At 59.6% G+C, this 15,233-nt stretch carries 16 protein-coding genes; 7 read left to right on the forward strand and 9 right to left on the reverse strand.

The window, feature by feature from the left end; translation table 11 throughout:
* Both VK574_RS17460 and VK574_RS17465 read right to left on the reverse strand, forming a co-directional pair.
* Positions 1–336 (reverse strand): PadR family transcriptional regulator, encoded by a 336-nt coding sequence (locus VK574_RS17460; RefSeq protein ID WP_472801147.1) that lies wholly within the window; start codon positions 334–336, stop codon positions 1–3.
* A gap of 280 nt (positions 337–616) precedes the next feature.
* Positions 617–1,699 (reverse strand): LLM class flavin-dependent oxidoreductase, encoded by a 1,083-nt coding sequence (locus VK574_RS17465; protein ID WP_472801148.1) that lies wholly within the window; start codon positions 1,697–1,699, stop codon positions 617–619.
* A gap of 265 nt (positions 1,700–1,964) precedes the next feature.
* Between VK574_RS17465 and VK574_RS17470 the strand changes: the two genes are divergently transcribed.
* From VK574_RS17470 to rpmB, 4 genes are all read left to right on the forward strand, one after another.
* Positions 1,965–2,624, forward strand: a complete 660-nt coding sequence (locus VK574_RS17470) for a response regulator transcription factor (protein WP_472801246.1) — start codon at positions 1,965–1,967, stop codon at positions 2,622–2,624.
* Complete coding sequence (locus VK574_RS17475) at positions 2,602–3,954, forward strand: ATP-binding protein (RefSeq protein ID WP_472801149.1); 1,353 nt, start codon at positions 2,602–2,604, stop codon at positions 3,952–3,954. The genes VK574_RS17470 and VK574_RS17475 overlap by 23 nt, the downstream gene beginning before the upstream one ends.
* 270 nt (positions 3,955–4,224) lie before the next feature.
* Positions 4,225–4,569: a hypothetical protein gene (locus VK574_RS17480; RefSeq protein WP_472801150.1), complete on the forward strand. Its 345-nt coding sequence runs from the start codon at positions 4,225–4,227 to the stop codon at positions 4,567–4,569.
* 355 nt (positions 4,570–4,924) lie between these two features.
* Positions 4,925–5,113, forward strand: a complete 189-nt coding sequence (gene rpmB, locus VK574_RS17485) for a 50S ribosomal protein L28 (protein ID WP_472801151.1) — start codon at positions 4,925–4,927, stop codon at positions 5,111–5,113.
* 106 nt (positions 5,114–5,219) lie between these two features.
* Here rpmB and VK574_RS17490 read toward each other — a convergent pair whose 3' ends face one another.
* Both VK574_RS17490 and VK574_RS17495 read right to left on the reverse strand, forming a co-directional pair.
* Entirely contained in the window at positions 5,220–5,651 is a 432-nt protein-coding gene (locus tag VK574_RS17490; protein ID WP_472801152.1) for a serine hydrolase, read from the reverse strand.
* Positions 5,567–6,118 (reverse strand): serine hydrolase, encoded by a 552-nt coding sequence (locus VK574_RS17495; protein ID WP_472801153.1) that lies wholly within the window; start codon positions 6,116–6,118, stop codon positions 5,567–5,569. The genes VK574_RS17490 and VK574_RS17495 overlap by 85 nt, the downstream gene beginning before the upstream one ends.
* A 317-nt stretch (positions 6,119–6,435) precedes the next feature.
* On the opposite strand from VK574_RS17495, the gene VK574_RS17500 reads away from it, so the two are divergent.
* Together VK574_RS17500 and VK574_RS17505 are read left to right on the forward strand one after the other, a co-directional pair.
* Positions 6,436–7,353, forward strand: coding sequence for an ABC transporter ATP-binding protein (locus VK574_RS17500; protein WP_472801154.1), 918 nt, complete (start codon positions 6,436–6,438; stop codon positions 7,351–7,353).
* 8 nt (positions 7,354–7,361) lie between these two features.
* Positions 7,362–8,114, forward strand: coding sequence for an ABC transporter permease (locus VK574_RS17505; RefSeq protein ID WP_472801155.1), 753 nt, complete (start codon positions 7,362–7,364; stop codon positions 8,112–8,114).
* Positions 8,115–8,387: 273 nt separating this feature from the next.
* On the opposite strand, the gene msrB is transcribed toward VK574_RS17505, so the two are convergent.
* From msrB to VK574_RS17530, 5 genes are all read right to left on the reverse strand, one after another.
* Positions 8,388–8,822 carry a peptide-methionine (R)-S-oxide reductase MsrB gene (msrB, locus tag VK574_RS17510; RefSeq protein WP_472801156.1) on the reverse strand — a complete coding sequence of 145 codons (435 nt, stop codon included), beginning with the start codon at positions 8,820–8,822 and terminating at the stop codon, positions 8,388–8,390.
* Positions 8,823–8,888: 66 nt separating this feature from the next.
* Positions 8,889–9,284: a Rid family detoxifying hydrolase gene (locus tag VK574_RS17515; RefSeq protein WP_472801157.1), complete on the reverse strand. Its 396-nt coding sequence runs from the start codon at positions 9,282–9,284 to the stop codon at positions 8,889–8,891.
* An 82-nt stretch (positions 9,285–9,366) separates the two neighbouring features.
* A complete protein-coding gene (locus VK574_RS17520; RefSeq protein WP_472801158.1) occupies positions 9,367–9,780 on the reverse strand; it encodes a DUF1761 domain-containing protein in 414 nt (137 codons plus the stop codon).
* Positions 9,781–9,933: 153 nt separating this feature from the next.
* Positions 9,934–10,398 carry a YdeI/OmpD-associated family protein gene (locus VK574_RS17525; RefSeq protein WP_472801159.1) on the reverse strand — a complete coding sequence of 155 codons (465 nt, stop codon included), beginning with the start codon at positions 10,396–10,398 and terminating at the stop codon, positions 9,934–9,936.
* Positions 10,399–10,560: 162 nt separating this feature from the next.
* Positions 10,561–10,992, reverse strand: a complete 432-nt coding sequence (locus VK574_RS17530; protein WP_472801160.1) for an OsmC family peroxiredoxin — start codon at positions 10,990–10,992, stop codon at positions 10,561–10,563.
* A 1,018-nt stretch (positions 10,993–12,010) separates the two neighbouring features.
* Between VK574_RS17530 and VK574_RS17535 the strand changes: the two genes are divergently transcribed.
* Positions 12,011–15,181, forward strand: coding sequence for a carboxypeptidase-like regulatory domain-containing protein (locus tag VK574_RS17535; protein ID WP_472801161.1), 3,171 nt, complete (start codon positions 12,011–12,013; stop codon positions 15,179–15,181).
* The last annotated feature ends 52 nt before the right edge of the window (positions 15,182–15,233 follow it).

A 15,233-nucleotide genomic window follows, 5' to 3' on the forward strand; every position in this document is an offset into this window, starting at 1 on the left:
CTAAGCTCCTTCCCGCAGCAGCCGCGCAATTGCAGATGCACGGCGACTCCAGTCAGCGGTTTCAATCTCGAGCTGCTTTTTTCCTGCACGGGTAAGGCTGTAGAACTTCGCGCGGCGCGAGTTCTCAGTTTGTCGCCACTCGGAATCCAGCCAGCCAGCCCGTTCCAGCCGCTGCAAGGCTGTGAGCAGCGAGCCGGGGTTCACCTTGAAGACTCCCCGCGAGATCTGCTCAACGCGGCGCGCGATGCCAAAGCCGTGAAGTGGTTCGAGGCTCAGGGTCTTCAGAATCAACATGTCTAGCGTGCCCTGTATCACGTCGGTATTCTGGTCGTTCATGGGGTGTGAAGATAGCAGGCGTTCATTATGACTGTCAAGATGTGAACGTCAACCGCACATCCGGCGTCGAATAGACCCTCCGGGCCGACTCCGTACAGTGCCGCAGACGGATGGCGCTCGTCGTCGGCTCCAAATCCAGCATGAAAATGGATGCCCCAGGTCTCGCTTCTGAGACCTGGGAATGCACGAACCCCGACGCCGACACTGACACTGACTACTCCTCAGACGTCGGCTCGTGACGGGCAAAGAGAGGCAGGGCGCTCAAGCAGGGCGCGCGCGCTCAGTCTGGAATTGACGTGGTGGCAGCGAGCACTTTTGTCTGGACGTTGGGGGTCTCGAAGGTGCTGGCGACTCCTGCCAAACGGCGGTAAGAATCCAGACGAGCCTCGTGGTCCCAAGTGTCGGTCACTGCAATAACCTCATCGGCTCCGGTGTCGGCGACGAGCCTTTGCAGGCCCGTCTTCACGGTTTCATCCGAGCCGACGACGGCTGCGCTTAGCCTGCTTTCGACGGCGGCTTTCTCGAGTGCGCTCCACGGATGATCGATCGCATCGAGGGAAGCAACCGGTGGCAGAAGGTCAACGGGCTGATTGCGAATGAGCCTGAGAAAACGCTGCTGCGGGGTCGTGAAGAGCCTTCGAGCTTCGGCATCCGACTGCGCCGCGATGACCTGAACGCCGACCATCAGCCACGGCCGTTCTAAAACTTCACTGGGCCGGAAGAGAGTCCGGTAGAGATGCGATGCGTGCAACAGCATGTCGGGGGCGAAGTGTGCAGCGAAGGCAAACGGCAGTCCCAGGGATGCAGCAAGTCGCGCGCTGAAGTCGCTGGAACCGAGAAGCGTGATGGGAACGCGGCTCCCTTGTCCCGGAATCGCCTTGACGGCCTGGCCGGAGAACGCAGGTCCGAGGTACGTCCTCAACTCCCCAAGCAGTTCGGGAAAATCATCGCCGGTTTGTGCGAGGTCGCGGCGGAGCGCGCGCATCGTGTAGAAGTCGCCGCCAGGGGCGCGGCCGAGGCCCAGATCGATGCGCCCCGGGTAGAGGGCGTCAAGCGTGCCGAACTGCTCGGCAACGACCAGGGGTGCGTGATTGGGCAGCATGATACCGCCGCTGCCGACGCGCATGGTCCTGGTTGCGGCAGCTACATGGCCGATGAGCACCGCTGTTGCTGAGCATGCGAGCCCTTCGATGGAGTGGTGCTCGGCCAGCCAAAATCTGCGATAGCCCCACTGCTCAACGTGCTGTGCAAGGTCCACGGATCGGGCGACTGCCGCGCCCGCGGGCTCTCCGGTGTGCATTGCCACCAGATCAAGTACTGAAACCGGCAAACTCATCAACCGATTAGATGAAGAAGTCGGCACGGCGATTCACCGCGGCCCAGGAGGCGCCTTGAGGCGTCATCTGCGTGCCGCAGGACGCGGGCCCAAGCGGGCCCTGCGCGCTTGTAAGGTTGGAGCCTCTTCGAATCCGCATAAATCGCCTAACATTAAGAAATGTAAAGCGGAGTACGAAGCTCTTGCGGTGTGCGAGACTTAGGAGCCGTAGGGGTGTGTCGCGGTGCCGGTAGCAGTTGACATGAAGCAAGTAGAATACGCGGACAGGCAGAGGCAGCTTTCGTTGTTGCTGGTGGACGACGATGTGGAGCTGTGCGGCATGATGCGCGAGTTCTTCACGCAGGAGGGGCATCATCTCGATTGCGCGTACAACGGCCGCGAAGGCCTCACCGCTGCGCTGAATGGCGCCTATGACTTGGTGATTCTGGACGTGATGCTGCCCGTGGTGGACGGGTTCGAACTGCTGCAGCGGCTGCGACGGCGCAAGGATCTGCCAGTGATTATGCTGACGGCACGCGTGCAGCAGCAGGACCGGATTCGCGGGCTCGACTCGGGCGCCGACGATTATCTGCCCAAGCCTTTTGATCCGGATGAACTGCTGGCGCGGGTGCGCGCTGTGCTGCGGCGGTCGGAATCGCTGACCCGCACCGAAGCTGAAGACCTGGTGATCGGCAACATTCGCGTGAACCCGACGACGCGCGAAGCGTGGCTGGACGATGCGTTGTTGGAGTTGACCGCGATGGAGTTTGACCTGCTGGAGATGCTGATGCGCGCGGCGGGTCGGGTGGTTTCGCGGGACGAGATAACGGCGGCGCTGTTCGAGCGGGAGGCAACGCCGTATGACCGTTTTCTGGATGTGCACATCAGCCATCTCCGCAAGAAGCTCGAGGGCGGCCGCAGTCTGATCAGAACCGTACGTGGGGTGGGATATGTCTTCACCGGCGCAACCTAAGGTATTGCTGAGGCAGTCGCTCTATGTGTGGGTTTTGCTCGCCATGGTGGGGATTCTTTCGCTTTCGTACGTTGCATTCCGTGCAATCTCACAGCAGATGCAGACGCAGAAGATCGACCCGGTTTATGACCGCTTCGACGAAATGCAACTGGTGAGCGCGCGCAACATCCTGCAAAGCAGCGGCGATCCGGCGTTGAAAGAATATCTCGAGAGCCTGAATCGCCTCTTCGGGGGCTCGCACTACCTGCTGGATGCGCATGGCAGGGACATGGTCTCGGGTTCAAATCGGTGGGCGATGCTGCCTCGCCCGCCGGCAGTGAAATCGCGCACCAGCGGCCCGCACGAACATTGGGAAATCACCCACCGATCGGAGGATGGCAGGTTCTGGTTTGCCGCCGAGGGCCAGAGCCGTCCGCCGCGTATCTGGTCATTTCTTCCCTACTACTTTCTCGTGATCGGGGCGACCGGAATCCTGTGCTGGATTGCAGCGGCGGGTGTGATTTCGCCGATACGGAAGGTCGCGACGAGCATCGCATTGTTCGGGCAGGGCAACCTGAGCGTGCGCGTGGAGACGGATCGCGACGACGAGATCGGGCAGCTGGGGCGCTCGTTCAACGAAATGGCCGAGCGCCTGGAGAGGCTGATTGTGAGCGAGCGGCGCCTGCTGAGCGATATTTCACACGAGCTGCGATCGCCGCTGGCGCGGCTGAAGTTTGCGATGAAGCTGGCGCGCACAAGTTCGGATTCGACGGCGGCGCTGGAGCGGATCGAGCGTGATGTGGACCGGATTGCCTCGCTGGTTGCGGATATCGTCGAGATCAACGTTGTGGAGGATGATCCGGCGCTGCAGGACAAGCGGGAGATTTGCGTGCGCGACATTGTCGATGAGGTTGTGCAGGCCTGCAACGTGGAAGCGGAAATGCGCGGATGCGCCATCGAGGTGAAGGGAGACGTTTGCGGATCGGTGCAGGGGAATCCCGAGCTGCTGCGGCGTGCAGTGGAGAACGTGCTGCGTAATGGGATTCGCTACTCGCCGGAAAAATCGCCGATTGAGCTTTCTCTCAGCGAGAACGCGGACGATGCCATCATCTCGATCCGCGACTACGGTCCGGGGGTTCCCAAAGAAGCGCTCGCGCGGATTTTTGATCCGTTTTTTCGTGTGGAAGAAGCGCGCAACACGAACGGTGGCGGGTCGGGACTGGGGCTCTCCATCGCGAAACGCGCTATACAGTTGCATCGCGGATCGATCATCGCGGAGAATGCAACCCCTGGGTTGCGTGTCGGGATCACGATTCCACTTACGCGCGTTGAAGCCGTGAAGACGGCATAAGGAAACCGCCTCGAGTGCGCTCAAACAGGCGAAAATTTGCACACTTGCCTTCTTTGATTTGCGGCTCTGGAAGTGCAGCTGAAGCGCGACTTGTTCTCAGCGCTTTAGGGTGCGAAATGGAGTCACGTTGTGGAGTGTGCGACTCTCTGAAAATTGGACGTGCGAGGTCCTCTTAACGTTTCTTAAGCTTAAAAAGCTTGCAAGTGGTGTTCACTGTCGACAGTGCCTCACTTCATCCTCATATTCATCGAGGCATCAGAGGAGAACATCATGAAGCGTTTGTTAGGATACGCACTTATGCTCGCACTCACAGCGGCCCCGGCACTGGCTGCCAAGAATTCGCAATCGGTGAGTTTTGCGTCGCCAGTGAAGGTGGGCATAACCGAAATCCCCGCAGGCGACTGCAAGGTCACTTGGAACGGCACGGGAGACAACGTTCAAGTCACACTCGCCCAAAAAGGCAAGACGCTGACTATCCCGGCGAAGTTGGTGGCAGAGAAGCACAATCACAAGGGATACATTGTCAGCCGCGAGAGCGGATCCGACCAGTTGCAGACCATTCAGCTGAGCGACGTGAGCCTGCAGTTGGAGGGCGCGACCGCTTCGGGCCGGTAGGTTAGGCCACCCAAGGTCAGAGCCAAGCCTGACACTTCGCACGAGTTTTGTTCATTCACTGAATGTGAACTGAACTCTCCATTCCCCTTCCGGCTTGTCCGGAAGGGGAACTCTTTTTGAATGAGCGGCATTTCCGTCAGTTCGAACGCTGTAGACGGTTCGGCGAATCGGTCCAGGCCGGTCTGGCCTGAGAGACAGGCTTCGGGGTATACTAGAGATTCGGCAAGCTGAGGGTGAGTGTGTCTTCATTCGCCCCTTCGCCCGTAGATCAGGACGGATGAGAGCTGTTCCAAAGGCGGTACGGGGAGCAGTTCGGGCTGGCGCGGAAACTCAGACAAGTCTGGAGCAAATTGAGATGGCACAGGTATGTGATATTTGCGGCAAAGGGCCGCAGTTTGGCAACAATATTTCGCACGCGCATAACGTGACAAAGCGGCGCTGGAATGTGAACCTGCAGGCGGTGAAGGCGCTGGTCAACGGCAATCCCAAGCGCATCCGCGTCTGCACCAGCTGCATCAAGACCGGCAAAATCGCCAAGGCGTAGTTTAGTCGCAAGACTCCGGCAGTTGTGCCGAGAGAATTCAATCAGCCATTCGTGGCTCGAAGACCCCGTCCTTACCGGCGGGGTTTTGTTGTGCCCGAAAGAGTCGCTACGGCGCGGCTGTTTTGGAGCCCGGCGTCGATTTTGCCAGCGGATTCTCCCAGGAAAACGCTTTGGCGTCGAGCCCCTGCGGCGACCAGCGATCGACTACGGCCTTGGCGAGCTTGCCGAGCGTTTGCTCAGCTTCGTTGTCGCCGGTCCATCGCTGATCGGCGTTCTCCCAAGTGAAAGCGGCGATCACCACGGGCCCGGATTTTGTTGAGACGATGGCGACATCATTGCGCACCCGGTTGAGAGCGCCGGTCTTGTTGCCGATGGCTGATCCGGCTTCGCTGGTGTCGAGGGTCTCGAGATAACGCGGCAGGCTGTCGCGGTCCTGCTGATTGCGAAGCATGCCTAGGATGGCGCCGCAGATTTTTCCATCGGCGGGAAGCTGGGCGGCATTATCGAAATCGAGATGGCAGGTGACGAGGCGCTCCATGATGGTGGCCATTTCGCGGGCCGTGGTTTTGCCGAGACCGAATTTTGGCTGGTCGGGCGGCATGGGTTCAGTGGCGGGGACGTAGACTTGTACAGCACCGTTTGATGCAGGCCGGATTTGCGCAGCGTCTCGTTGATGTGAGCAAGGCCGAGCCGGTCGATGGCCACGTTCGTGGCGGTGTTGTCGCTGAGAACGCCGGAGCCTTCAACCTGGTTGACCTTGGTGAGAACGATGCGCTCGTCGAGAGCCGCCTGTCCGGCACGGATTTGTTCGGCGGCGTCGAGCAGGATTCCCATCTTGATAACGGAGGCGGTCTGCACGGGTTCGTCGGGGAGCAGCGATGCGGTTTGCCCCGAGTGAAGGTTGTGCGCGTAGATCGCGACCTGACCGTGATGCGCGGTCGCAATGGTTTTGATCTGCTGGTCAAGTTGGGAGTCTTGCTGGGCGGCGGCAGAAAAGACAGACAAAAGTCCAAGAGTCCAAACGGCGACGGCATGTCTACGCCTGAAACGATCCATGCGGTTCAGGGTAACGCATCCAGTGGCCTGAACGTGGGTGCCCGATCCCTGCGGGGCAAAGGCGGGAAACCGCGAATCCACCCCCACTTGACAATCAAGACAGTCGCTGAGCGCCGCAAGCTTGGGGCCCCACGCAGTGGGGTAAGCGGCGCGAAGGATCTGCTTTTACCTTTGTCCTGTGTCAGGCGCCCAACCTCGGCGCAGCCAATTACACTAGACACTCCGCGCCAGATTATGTGCTTTACAAATTTGCGAAAGAGACCATCATGCCTCCAGTCATTGAAGTCTCCGGAGTTCGCAAGACCTACGGCAAGACCGTGGCCGTCGAGGAGGCGTCGTTTCAGGTCTTCCAAGGCGAAATATTTGGACTGATCGGGCCGAACGGAGCGGGCAAGACCACAACGATGGAGTGCGTCGAGGGGATTCGCAAGCCCGACTCCGGAAGCATCGCAGTGCTCGGACTTGACCCTTATCGCCAGGAATACCAACTGCAGGACCGCATCGGAGTTCAGCTTCAGCAGGCGCAGTTGCAGAAGCGCATCAAGGTGTGGGAGGCAGTCGATCTGTGGGCGTCGCTCTATGGAAAAAGATCTGTCGACGGAACCCGACTGCTCGAACAGCTTGGCCTCGCTGAGAAGCGGGGCGCCTGGTTCATGAATCTTTCCGGAGGCCAGAAGCAGCGACTGTTTATCGCACTGGCACTGATCAACGATCCGGAGGTTGTTTTTCTTGACGAGCTGACCACCGGCCTCGATCCGCAGGCTCGGCATGCAATCTGGGACATGGTGCGCGGCATCCGCGAGCGGGGCAAGACGGTATTTCTGACGACCCATCTGATGGAAGAGGCCGAGCGGTTGTGCGACCGCGTAGCCATCATGGAGCACGGACGCATCGTCGACATCGACACACCGGAAAGCCTTGTCCGCCGCCATTGCCCGGAGCGCACAGTCATTCTAGACGCGGACGAACCGGCCGCCGGTGAGCATTTTCGTGCGATTGCGGAAGTTGAATCCGTGACCCGCGACGGCAAGCGATTCACCATTCGCGGGCGGGGCGACGACCTGGTCACAAAGGTGATTCACTGCCTGTCGGAGAATCGGATTCGGGTGGCGGATTTCCGCACCATACTCCCCAACCTTGAGGACGTATTTCTCAAGCTGACCGGCCGCTCCATTCGCGAATAGGAACGACGATGATGCTGCGTGGACTTTGGAAACTGACGTGGATCGAGATCAAAGTGTTCATGCGCGAACCGCTGGGCGCGTTCGGGACGATCGGATTTCCGGTGTTGATCTTCATTGTCCTGGGGCGCGTGGCAAACCTCAGGTTCGGTGGCATCTCGCCCGCTGCGAATGGACTTCCGCGCGGCGATATTCCGGTTCTGGTAGCGATCTTGATCGCAATCAGCGCAGTGCTTTCGCTGGTGACCATCATTTCCATCTACCGCGAGGGAGGCATTCTCAAGCGGCTTCGCGCAACGCCGCTGCGGCCGCAGACAATTCTGAGCGCACACGTGATTGTGAAGCTGTTGCTCACGGCGGCAACGCTGGCGCTGATGTTTCTGGCAGGGAAGCGCTACTTTCCGCCGGGAGCCAATGTTCCATGGTTCTCGTTTACCGTCGCACTGCTGATCAGCACGTGGAGCATTCTGTCGATCGGCTTTCTCATTGCCAGCATCGTTCCCACCGCCCGCTTCGCGCAGCCGATCGGCGCCATCGTGATGTACCCGATGATCGCGTTATCCGGTCTGTTTGTGCGCATTGAGTATCTCCCGCCCGTTTTGCGGGGTGTGGCGCACGTGCTGCCGCTGACCTACGCCGTGAGCTTGCTTGAAGGCATATGGAACGGGGATGGGTGGCTGGCCCACATGGGCGATGTCGCAGCGCTGACGGCCTTGTTCCTCATCTTCACGGCGATCTCAGCAAAGGTGTTTCGCTGGGAATGACGCGGGCCGCAATCGGTCGAGTCTTGTGTCAGGGCACGGCTCCAGCCCTGCCGTAAATGCCTCAAAATACGAGAGGGCTTTACAGGCTGGGGAAAAACTCATCGCAAGCATGGTTTGTACCAGGGCATGACCTCAGTCATGCCGATAAGGCCAACAAAATTAGCTTGGGCTTTTGGCCCCTGCGCGATGATCCAAATCAAAAATTGACTTCTTCTGCAGCCTGTTTAGTCCCTGAGGTATTTTCTTTGAGAGTTCCTCGATCATCCGGCCCATTTATGTTTTGTCGCCTTCGCGGGTAAAGGTCAATGATGCCGAATTGATGCAGTAGCGGAGGCCGGTGGGGCGGGGCCCGTCGGGGAAGACGTGGCCGAGGTGCCCGCCGCAGCGCGCGCAAGTGACTTCGATGCGGCGCATGCCAAGAGTATTGTCCTCATGCTCATTGACGACCTTGGAGTCGGCCGGAATAACGAAGCTGGGCCAGCCGCAGCCCGAGTCAAATTTCGCGCCGGATAGAAAAAGAAGCTCTCCGCAGCCGGCACAGTGGTAGTTGCCGGTCTCGTGATTCTCGGTGAGAGCGCCGGTGAAGGGGCGCTCGGTGCCTTTTTCGCGCAGCACGTGATACTGCTGCGGCGTGAGTTTTTCGCGCCACTCCGTATCGCTGTGGGTGACTTTCGCGGGCGCGCCAGACTCTTTCGGTGTAGTGCTCATGGGACCTCCAATGGGAACTTATTGGATGCTGCAGCCGGACGATTTGATGCGTAGATGCGGGATGGCTCAGTCGCCCACTTCCGCGACCAGCTCGATCTCAACGAGCGCATCCTTGGGGAGGCGCGCGGCCTCGATGGTAGTGCGAGCGGGTGCGATGACGCCTTGCGGTGCGAGGTACTCGGCATAGACCGCGTTCATCGCGGCGAAGTCGTTCATGTCTTTGAGATAGACATTGGCTTTGACGACGCGGTCGAGAGTGGTGCCTGCCGCTTCGAGGACGGCCTTCAAATTCTCAATAGTCCGCCGGGTCTGTTCAGTGATTCCGCCGGAGATAAGCTGCTGGGTAGAAGGATCAAGAGCGGCCTGTCCGGCAGTGAAGACAAGGTTGCCGCAGCGAATGCCCTGCGAGTAAGGCCCGACCGCCTTGGGCGCAGATGAGGTGGAGACGACGGTTTTGCTCATAGGGTGATTTTAAAGGGCGGGATTGCCTGCGGTCTCGCGGAATGCTCAGGGCGAAACCCGCAAGCGGCAGGTCCGGCGGAAATCAGCGCCAGGCACCAAGCAATCCGCCGGCGAGAAACAGGCCGAGCAGCCAGTAGCCGCTATTGATGGCGAACAACTTGAAGGGCCGTCGCTCGTAGATGCCCTGGGGCAGATTCGGCGCGGCAATAAAAGCGATCCACACGAGAACGCCCAGCACGCAGCCGTTGGCAAAGCCGAACGCGTTAGCCCAGAAAATGATGTGCGCCAGAATGAACGACAGCACAATGTCGCCAATGAACGAAGCGACCATACCGAGCATCAGTCCGCTCTGCTTGCTTTCACCTTTCTTGATTCCCAGAATCTCCATCCACGGCTTGGCAAAAAGAGCAGGCGAGTACCAGATGGCTCCCAGAACCCACAGCATGATTCCGGAAACCAGGATCGCGACGTAGTTCAACGTGTGAGGGTAAATCATGAAAGTCCTTCCGCAGGCGCAATGCACCTGAGTTCACAGCACAATCAGAATGGGTTTTGATTGCGGATAAGACTGTCGTCCTCGCCAGGACCGCTGTCAAGAAAAAATCTTTGCGGAGAGCGGGTAACAACGCAGCGTCGGAGGCGGGCGGCATCAGCCGGGAGTCTTTACGCCTGCCTTCAGCATGGCGGCGGCCTTGGCGAGTCGAGCCTGCCGCGTCTCTTCCTTCTTCGCTTCCGTAATCCAGCGGCAATACTCCTTGCGGTGGGTGAAGCTTAATTTCTCGAAGGCCTCAAGCACGCCTTCTTTTTTCATCAGCTTTGCAAATTCAGGCGGCACTTCTACAGTGCGCACCGACTCGTCTCGCTGAATGACAACTTCGACAGTGTCGCCGGGCCCTTTGCCGATCTGGGCACGGACGTCCTTGAGGATGGGCAGCATGTGCTGCGGAAAGCCGTACTTCACCAGCGATCCCGTATACGGAACTCCGTCAAACGATGCGACGACGCGGATCTGCGCACTCGTTCCAAACTCAGCCTTGGTGTCGTAAGGGAAGAGGACGTAGGCGCCGTTACCGCCGGCGTCTTGAATCTTTGCTTTGAATTTGTATTCCTTCATGCGGTCGACCTCGCACCCTGCAGGAATGTGCAATCAATTTGGCACACCCGCGGCGGACTTCGCAACTTGAATTGAAACTTGATTTGCCCGAAAACACGCATCCCATCCAGCCGTGGACGACGTGGATGGGATGGGGAAGGTCTCGAGTATCTTTCCCAGTCGTTAGACCAGCCTGGCGTCGAGGCTGATTTCGGTGTTGTTCGCGAAGAGCTTCGAGATCGGGCAGCCTGCCTTGGCATCGGCGGCAGCCTTGTCGAAGGCTTCCTTCGATGCGCCGGGAACGCTGGCGGTAGTGGTAAGCGCAATCTTGGTGACCGCGAATCCGCCTTCGACCTTGGCCAGGGTTACGGCCGCGTTGGTCTCGATCTTGGTGGGGGTCAGGCCTGCTCCGCCGAGCTGCGCGCCGAGAGCCATCGAGAAGCAGCTCGCATGCGCCGCGGCAATCAGCTCTTCAGGCGTGGTGCCGCTGGCGGCGCCTTCAAACCGTGTTGCGAACGAGTAGTTGGCGTCCTTCAGCACGCCTGTTGCCGTGGAGATGGTGCCCTTGCCTTCCTTCAGTGAACCTGTCCAAACCGCACTTGCCTTGCTAGCCATAGATATTCTCCTTTGGGGATTCTGAATCGATTGATCTCTGGATCGATTGATCGCTGTTCTGGGGGTGCGCCGCCTCAAGAGGTGCCATGACGGCGTTACGGATTTGATTCTTCGGGCGCCTGCCGCGATGCGACGTATTCCGGGCCCACGTTACCTATGCTAATCTCTCACCCATGCTCCCCAACAGACCCCACGTCTTCGATGGTGAATTTGCGTCTAATTTCTCACAAAGTGGTGCGGTTTGCGCCGCGGTATCCGAAGAACCTCCCGTCGACCACCACTGCCAGATCTGCCCCACCTGCTCTCACCGCCTCACAGGCCACAAGTGCAAGCTGGTATGCACCCACTGCGGCTACTACCTCAGCTGCGCCGACTACTACTGATTCACAAAGTCCCAGTAGCCCTCACGAGAGCAACGCCCTTCCGAGCCCTGCCTAAGCAGTGTCATTCTGAGAGAACGGGGCCCCAAAAGTTCTTCCGTTTGGGGGTGGTGAGCGAAGAATCTGCTTTGTTTCTCCCCATCCCCCAATCAAATCAGTGTCCTTCTCAGTCCCACCAAAGCTTCTCTTCCTTCCCTGTCCGTGGCCACGAAAAACGTCCTCGGTTTGACTCGATTCTCATCCACGGATATATTTACGACATGAAGTTTGTTTTCACCCCCGCCGTCTCCGCCGCGTGTTGTTGCGCGCTCGACCGGCCGTGGGTGTAATTCAGGCTCAATTTCTTCGCATTCACCCCACAGCCGCTATCAGCCACTTCCGCTGATGCGGCTTTTGTATTTTCGGTATTTGATTTTCCGTGCGCATCATTCGCGCCAAGGTTCGATGAATTCTGCTCTCCTCAATTCTCGGCTCCACACCACCGCCTCCCGGCGGACTGGCTGTTGTTGTAGCCGCTGACCCGATCCGCGCCCTGATCCTCCGCGCACGTCGACACTTTTCAAGCTAAACGGCGCATCCCCACCCGCAGGGCCTTGAAAACAGGCCCATAGATCTACCGCAATTCTTCAGGAGATCCCGTGACACTCGCATCCCGTTTCTCACGCATTCTTTCCCTCGCACTTTTCGCAGCAGCCCTGGCGACCCAGGCACAGGTAGTCGGCGGCACCATCGGCGGCGTGGTTCACGACATCAGCGGCGCAACCGTTTCCAACGCCACCGTCATGGTCCGCCAGGCAGAGACCGGCGCGACGCGCACCCTGACCACGGATTCCGAAGGCCGCTTCTTCGCGCCATCCGTTCCCGTTGGCGCGTACACGGTCGCGGTACAACACGAAGGGTTCGCGCGCCAGCAGCAGACCGGCATCTCGCTCACCGTTGGCCAAAGCCTTCAACTCAACTTTGTGCTCGGTGTTGCCGCCGTCGAGCAAGCCATTGAAGTCAACGCTTCCGATCAGGGTGTGAACACCACGACCCAGCAAACGGCGGGCCTCGTCGATGAGCGCCAGGTAAAAGAGCTTCCCTTGAACGGCCGCAGCTACGACGAATTGCTCACGCTTAACCCCGCCACCGTGAACTACACCAATGAGCGCTCCGGCGGCACGGGCTCGTCGAATTCGTCAGTCGGCAACATGTTCGCGGTCAGCGGCCGCCGCCCCCAGGACAATCTGTTTCTCTTGAACGGCATCGAATATACCGGTTCGTCGCTCATCAACGTAACGCCTGGTGGAACCAGCGGCCAGTTGCTCGGCGTTGACGCAGTGCGCGAGTTCAACGTAGCGACCGACACCTATGGCGCCACCTACGGCAAACGCGACGGCGCGCAGGTCAGCATCGTCACCACTTCGGGCACCAATAAACTGCACGGCACAGCATTTGAATTCATCCGCAACAGCGCGCTCGATGCGCGCAACTACTTCGACCAAGGCGCGATCCCCGAGTTTCAGCGCAACCAGTTCGGTGCCTCACTCGGCGGACCGATTCGCACCAACAAGCTCTTCCTCTTCGGCAACTACGAAGGTTTCCGCCAAAACTGGGGACTGAGCGCCGTCACCCTCGTGCCCGACAACCAGGCGCGCCTCGGCTATCTGCCCGACTCTTCAGGCCAGGAGCAGTACGTCGGCGTCAATCCCGCCGTCGCGCCTCTACTCGCGTTGTGGCCGGTGCAGAATGGTCCGGAGCTGGGCAGCGGAATCGGGGAAGCCTTCAGCCATCCACCCCAGCACATCCGCGAAGACTTCGGCACCACGCGTTTCGACGACAACCTCAGCGGCAAAGACCTGCTCTTCGCCGTCTACACCGTTGACGACAGTACTGCGAACACACCCTCCCAAAATCCCCTGAGCCTGATCGACGAAAGCCTGCGCGAGCAGGTAGTGAGCGTGCAGGAGCAGCATGTATTTTCGCCGGCACTGCTCAACACCGCGCGCTTCGGCTATTCGCGTGCGAGCTATTTCTTCACCGGCTACAGTCCCGTTTCCATTCCCGGCTGGGTTGCCGGCCAGCCCATTGGCGCGATTGTCATCAGCGGCAGCACCGCCTCCAACGGCGCATCGCAAATCTCGCAGGCCGGTCTGAACGTGGGCAGCAACAACGCCGCAACGCGCAACCTCTTCACGTGGGACGATCACGTGTACTGGTCGCATGGCCGCCACCAGGTCGAGGTCGGCCTGTGGCTGCAGCGCATTCAATCGAACGATTTGCTGGCGCAGGATCAATACGGCCAGGCATCCTTCAGCACGCTGCAATCGTTTCTGCAGGGCACGGTAAAGACCTTCACCGTCGTCCCGTCGCCCACAGAACTAGGCTGGCGCTCTCTGGAAGGCGCGGCCTTTGTGGAAGACACCTTCAAGCTCACGCCGCATCTCGAACTCCGCGCCGGCTTTCGCTCCGAATCCACCAACGGCTGGAACGAGGCGCAAGGCCGCGCCGCCAACTACGCGATCGCCGCAGGCGTTCTGCAATCGCAGCCTGTTGTCGGCGGATCGGCGCTGAGCAAAAATCGCGCCGTCTTCCTTCCCGAACCGCGCGTCGGCTTTGCCTGGGATGTCTGGGGCAATGGCAAGACCGCGGTTCGCGGCGGCTTCGGTTTGTATCATGGATTGCTCGATACGCTCGACTATCGCCTCGACCAGACCGCGCCCTTCAACACGGCCGAGTCTATTTCCAACATCGCGGTCTCAGATCTCCACATCACGCCAGGCACAACGCCACCCGCCGGATCGAAGATCTCGCCGAGCAACGTCCAGCCGGACATCAATACACCTGCGGTGCTGAATTGGAGTCTCCGTATCGAACAGCAGATTGCCCCCCACACGTCCCTCACCGTGGGTTATGTTGGCTCGCACAGCTCTCACCAGATTCTTTCCGAAGACATGAACGAGCCAGTGCCGACTTATCTTGCCGACGGATCGCCCTTCTATCCCGCGGGTGCGAAGAACGCGAATTCCAATCTCGCTAACTCCACATCGTGGGTTTCGCAAGGCGTCGGCGCGTATCACTCCCTCGTCGTCGATGTGCGGCGATCGTTTGCAAGCGGCTTCCAGTTCCGCGGAAATTACACGTTCGCCAAGAATCTTGACGACGGGTCGGCATGGAACACCAGCGTCAGCGGCAACACGCCCGCCTTCGTTGAGTTCCCGCTCAACCCCAGGCTCGACTGGGGGCCGGCCGCCACCGACGTGCGCCATCTCGCCTCGCTTAACGGCAGCTATGAATTGCCATTCGGCCCGCACCGCCGTTTCCTAAGTCATGCGGCCCGGCCCGTCAACATCCTCGCCAGTGGCTGGACTGCCAGCGCTATCTTCGCCGTTCAAACCGGCTTCCCCTTCACGCCGCAACTGGGCTACAACCCCACCGGCAATGGAGACACGCGCAATCCCGTGCGCCCCAACTGGAATCCGAACTTCAGCGGAAAGCTGTATCCGCGCACGCCCCAGCAATACTTCAACGCCGCGGCATTCCTGCCACCTGCCACCGGCACCTACGGCAACGTCTCGCGCGATGCGCTTACCGGCCCAGGCCTCTCCGAACTCGATTTCTCCGCCACGCGCACTGCGCATCTCACCGAGCGCCTTGGCCTGCAGTTTCGCGCGGAGTTCTTCAACATCCTGAATCACACCAACCTGCAAACGCCGAATGAAGTTGCGTACACCTCGGCCACGTCGGGAGTCTCGCCAACGGCAGGTCTCGTCTCATCGACGTCGACAACATCGCGGCAGATTCAGTTCGGTGCCAAGGTGCAATTTTGAGAAGTAGCACCCACGCGAACCACAAACAAAAAACCAGCGATGCCATTGAGCA

Source organism: Occallatibacter sp. (assembly GCF_035317045.1).
Classification (GTDB): Bacteria; Acidobacteriota; Terriglobia; order Terriglobales; family Acidobacteriaceae; genus Telmatobacter.